Genomic DNA, 4,977 nt, shown 5'->3' on the forward strand with positions numbered 1-4,977 from the left:
CACCCGCCGTACCGCGAAGGAGCCCCGTGCAGGGAGCAGTCAGCGTCTCGCCCGCCCAGATCCCCGAGCTGCTGCTCGGGCTGGCGGCGGCGCAGGAACACGTCCTGGAAGGTGTTGGTGGCGCCCGGCACCAGGTTGGCGTCGTCCGCGGTGAAGACCACGGTCTCGCCGGTGGCGTCGACGTACGGGCCGGAGGAGGCGCCCGTGCTCTGCGAGCTGTCCTCGGCGACGCTCACCCGCTCGATCTGCCCGGTCCACAGGTCGGTGCGGAACACGTCGGTCTTCTTGTTGGTGTCGCCGGGGACCAGGTTGTCGGCGTCGGAGTCGAAGTAGACCCAGCGGTCGTCGGCGGTCATGACGGGGCGGAACGAGCCGCCGGTGGTCGTGGTGCCGGGCAGGAAGGTGTTGACCAGGGTGACCTCGCCGGTCTCCAGCTCGCGGGCGTAGAGGTCCATCCGGTAGCCGTGCGTGCTGGGGATGAAGACCGGCACGCCGTAGACGGCGAAGCGGCCGTCGGGGCTGATTCGGGCCCCGCCGGTGCCGGCGCTCGGGGTGCCGGAGGCGTCCGTGCTGGCGACGGTGATCTTGCCGGTGTCGGCCTTCCAGACGTAGTACGGATCGAAGCGTTGCTGGCCGCGCGGGGGCGCCGGGGGCAGGTCGGCCTTCGGGACGAGATTGCCGGCCAGGGAGCTGAACCCGACGGTGGCGCCGTCCTCGCTGATGGTCGGGGCGTCGGAGTTGGCGCCGGCGGGGCTGCCGTCGAGTCCGGCGGTGATCAGCCGGGTGGTGTGGGTCCAGCGGTCGGTGACGAAGATGTTCGCCTTGGCGTGGTGCGCGCCCGCGGGACGCCCGACCGGGGCCAGGTCGCTGCGGCTGGAGACGTAGGCGACGTAGCGGCCGTCCGCGCTCAGGGTGGGGCTCTCGGACGTGCTGTTGGTCTCGTCGACGCCGGTGGTGAGGTTGCCGGTGGTGATCAGCTCGGTGTGGCCGGTCCAGAGGTCGCGGACGAAGATGTCGCTCGGGTGCTTCCTCTGGCCGTCCGGCGTCCGGCCGGGCACCACGTTGGTGGCGGAGGTGCTGAAGGCGACGTACCGGCCGTCACCGCTGATCGAGGCGTCCGCGGTGGAGGCGTTCAGCTTGGAACCGTCGTCGGCGACGCCGGCTCGCTCGACGTGCCCGTTGCGCAGGTCCCGGACGTAGATCTCGAACCCGTTCGGAGTGCCGTCGGCGGGCAGCAGGTTTGTCGCGGCCGAGCTGAACAGCGCGAAGCGGCCGTCGGCGCTCAGCCCGCGCGCGTCCGAGCGGCCGTTGAGCTGCTCCCCCTTGGGACCCTCGCTGACCCGGGCGGTGTCGCCGTTGAGCGGGCGGGCCTCGGCGGCGGGCATCGCGGTACCGGCGATGACGGCGGCCGCGAGGACGCAGCCGGTACGGGCCGGCCAGCGGCGGGAACGTGCGGTGGTCATGGACATCCTCCCCTGATGTCGACTGCCGGGCCCTCGAATCCCCCGTGGCCCGGCTCGTCCAAGAGCCAAGCGCCGCCGAGCCCCGACGGTCAACGGGGCGCAGCGATCTCGGCCCGAAATACGCCACCCGTCGTACTGCGGCCCGAAGCCGGTCCCGGACGGACCACTGCGCCACACTGGCAGAATTGGCGTGTGATCGACGCACGACGGCTGCGGACCCTGCGGGCCGTGGCGGACCACCGCACCGTGACCGCCGCGGCGGCCGCCCTCTACCTGACCCCCTCCGCGGTCTCCCAGCAGCTGGCAGCCCTGGAGCAGGAGACCGGCCACCACCTGCTGGCCCGCGAGGGCCGGGGTGTGCGCCTGACCGCCGCCGGGGAGATCCTGCTCGGTCACGCCGACGCGGTGCTCGCCCAGCTGGAGCGCGCCGAGGCCGACCTCGCCGCGTACAGCGCGGGCGTCGCGGGCGAGGTCACCGTCGCCTCCTTCGCCACCGGCATCTCCCATGTGCTGGCCCCGGCGATCGGCCTGCTCGCCGAGCGGGCGCCGGGCGTGCGGCTCAAGGTGCTGGACGCCGAGGGCGATGCCAGCCTGCCGATGGTGCTGGACGACCGGGCCGACCTCGCGGTGGCCGTCGAGTACCGGGGCGCCCCGCGCGCCGACGACGCCCGGCTCACCCGGGTCCCGCTCTACGCCGAGCCCTTCGAGGCGGTGCTGCCGCTGGCCCACCCGCTGGCCGCCGAGGAGGGGCCGCTCGCCGTCGCCGCACTGGCCGACGAGCCCTGGATCGGCCCCTACCCGGGCAACCCCTGCCACGACGTGGTGCTGCTGGCCTGCGAGCACGCCGGGTTCCAGCCCCGGTTGCTGCACTCCTCCGACGACTTCCGCGCGGTCGTCGCGCTCGCCTCGGCGGGTTCCGGCGTCGCCCTGGTGCCGAGGTCCGCGCTGCGCGGCGTGGACCTCTCCTGGGTCGCCGTCCGCCCGGTGGACAGCGACCTGGCCACCCGGCGGGTGTTCGCCGCCGTCCGGGCCGGCGCCGACGGCCACCCGCTGATCCGCCCGGTGCTGGACAGTCTCGCGGCGGCGGCCGCCGCCGGGGCTTGACCAACTGGCCTGCGGGTGAACGCAGTTCAGGGACGTAGCGTCGCCAGCAGGCCGTCCACGATCGCGACCAGCCCCTCGTGCTGGGTGTCGGCGGCGGTCAGCTCCTCCCAGCTGCCGGCCAGCGCGGTGAGCCGGGGGAAGGCCGCCGGGTCGAGGGCGGCGAGGGCCTGGGCGCGGTACGGGCGGCCGGACGGGTCGGCGCGGCGGCGCCGGCGGCCGAGCCGGATGGTCAGTTCGCCGGCCGTGTAGTACCAGAGCACCCGGTAGACGTGGACGGCCTGTTCGGGGGTGAGCCCGTACGCGACCGCCGCGTCCAGGATGTTCTCCACGATCCACAGCGCCGAGACGGCGAGCAGGTCGTCCGAGGCCAGCACCTCCACGATCCACGGGCACTCGGCCAGGATGTCGTGCAGCACCTGGGCGGCGGCGATCAGTCGCTCGCGCGGGTCGGCGGGCAGCTCGGGCCGGGGGAAGGCCGCGGCGTGGCTCTCCAGGAGGAGGAGCAGCAGCTCGTCCTTGTCCTCGACGTGGTGGTAGAGCGCCATCGGGGTACTGGAGAGTTCCTTGGCCAGCCGCCGCATGGACAGCTGCTCCGGCCCCTCCTCGTCCAGGATCGCCCGGGCCGCGGCGAGGATCGCCTCCCGGGACAGCTTGGGCGGTCGGCCGGTGCGGCGACCGGTCGGTGTGCTCTGTTCCATCCCCACATCTTCTCCTGTCCGGGCCGCGGCGGGTGCTGACGGCCCCTTCCCCTTTCCGGCTGGCGGTTGCCCAGGCCTCCGGCTATGGTTTCCGTACGCGTTAGATATACGCGTATAAAAACTCTGGGAGGGGTCGATGGGATCGACGGGGTCGATGAATGAGGCCGGGAATCACCGGGGAGGAGCGCTCGCCGCGGTGGCGCTGGCGCAGTTCATGGTCACGCTCGACATGACGATCGTGAACGTGGCACTGCCGAGCATGGCGGCGGGGCTGCACATCGAGCGCTCACAACTCCCGTGGGTGGTCAACGTCTACGCCCTCTGCTTCGGCGGCTTCCTGCTGCTCGGTGGGCGGATGGCGGACCTCTACGGGCAGCGCCGGGTGCTGGCCTGGGGCACGGTCGCCTTCGCGCTCGCCTCACTCGGCGGCGGACTGGCGCAGAACGAGGCCCAGCTGATCCTGGCCCGCGCGGTCCAGGGCGTCGGCGCGGCCGTCCTGGCACCCGCCGCGCTCGCCGTCCTGACACTGACCCAGCGCGAGGGCCGCGAGCGCACCCGGGCGCTCGGCGTCTACGCCGCCGTCTCGGCGGTCGGCGGCGGCGCCGGGGTGCTGCTCGGCGGACTGCTCGCCGAGTACGCGGGCTGGCGCTGGGTGATGTGGGTGAACCTGCCGATGGCGGCCGGTGCGCTGGTGCTGGCCCTCGGCGGGGTGCCCGGCGGGACCTTCGGCAGCCGCCGCGGCCGGCTCGACCTGGTCGGTGCGGTGCTCGCCACCGCGGGCGTGGGCCTGCTGATCCTCGGCGTGGAGCGCACCGAGCGGGTCGGCTGGGGCTCCGCCGCCACCCTCGGGACACTGGCCGCCTCGGCCGTACTGCTGCTCGGCTTCGTCCTCTGGGAGCAGTACGGGCCGATGGCCGATCCGCTGATCCGGCTCGGCCTGCTGCGCCGGCGCAACGTCCTCGGCGCCAACCTGTTCATGGCGCTGCTGGTCGGCGGCCAGTTCGGCGCGTTCTACTTCTCCACCCTGTACCTGCAGACCGTGCTCGGGTTCAGCGCGGCCCGGGCCGGGCTGGCCTTCCTGCCGCTGACCCTGTGCGTGGTGGTCGCCATCCAGGTCTCCACCCGGCTGATGCGCCGGGGCGTACCGGTCCGCCTGCTGCTGGTCCCCGCCGGGCTGCTCGGCGCCGCGGGCTTCGCCTGGTGGGCGGCGCTGGACCCCTCCGGCGGGTACCTGGGCGACGTGCTCGCCCCCTCGATGGTCGCGGGCCTCGGGATCGGCTTCTCCTTCGTCCCGCTCACCGCGGCCGCCACCGGCGGGCTCCCGCCGCAGGAGGCCGGGACGGCCTCGGCGCTGCTCAACTCGGCCCGGCAGGTCGGCGGCGCGATCGGCCTCGCGGTACTGGTGACGGCCGCCACCGCCCGCACCGACCAGCGGCTGGCCGCCGGGGTCGAGGCCGGGGCGGCGGCGACCGACGGCTACTCGCTCGGTTACCTGCTGGCGGCCGGCTTCCTGGCGGCCGCCGCGCTGGCCGCGGCCCTGGTCCTGCCCGGGCGGCCCGAGCCGACGGTCGGCGTTCCCGCCGAACCGGCGGCCGAGCGTGAGCCGGTGGGCGACGCGGCCCGCTGAGCCCCGGCGGTCGTCCTCGGGGTACTGCTCAACGCGCGCGGACTGACCGAGCTGGTGGTGATCCAGATCGGCTACCAGGCCCACA

4 protein-coding genes are annotated in these 4,977 nt (G+C 74.2%); 2 read left to right on the forward strand and 2 right to left on the reverse strand.

All coding sequences use genetic code 11. The features are described from left to right. The coding region (locus ABZW30_RS46500; RefSeq protein ID WP_355677408.1) for a hypothetical protein at positions 1–1,463 on the reverse strand (1,463 nt) is incomplete at its 3' end. 192 nt (positions 1,464–1,655) lie between these two features. On the opposite strand from ABZW30_RS46500, the gene ABZW30_RS46505 reads away from it, so the two are divergent. Then, entirely contained in the window at positions 1,656–2,567 is a 912-nt protein-coding gene (locus tag ABZW30_RS46505) for a LysR family transcriptional regulator (protein WP_355677409.1), read from the forward strand. Positions 2,568–2,593: 26 nt separating this feature from the next. Here ABZW30_RS46505 and ABZW30_RS46510 read toward each other — a convergent pair whose 3' ends face one another. Next, positions 2,594–3,265, reverse strand: coding sequence for a TetR/AcrR family transcriptional regulator C-terminal domain-containing protein (locus ABZW30_RS46510; RefSeq protein WP_355677410.1), 672 nt, complete (start codon positions 3,263–3,265; stop codon positions 2,594–2,596). A 196-nt stretch (positions 3,266–3,461) separates the two neighbouring features. On the opposite strand from ABZW30_RS46510, the gene ABZW30_RS46515 reads away from it, so the two are divergent. After that, a complete protein-coding gene (locus tag ABZW30_RS46515) occupies positions 3,462–4,892 on the forward strand; it encodes a DHA2 family efflux MFS transporter permease subunit (protein ID WP_355677411.1) in 1,431 nt (476 codons plus the stop codon). Positions 4,893–4,977: the final 85 nt, after the last annotated feature.

Origin of the sequence: Kitasatospora sp. NPDC004669 (assembly GCF_040609455.1) — a bacterium.
Classification (GTDB): domain Bacteria; phylum Actinomycetota; class Actinomycetes; order Streptomycetales; family Streptomycetaceae; genus Kitasatospora.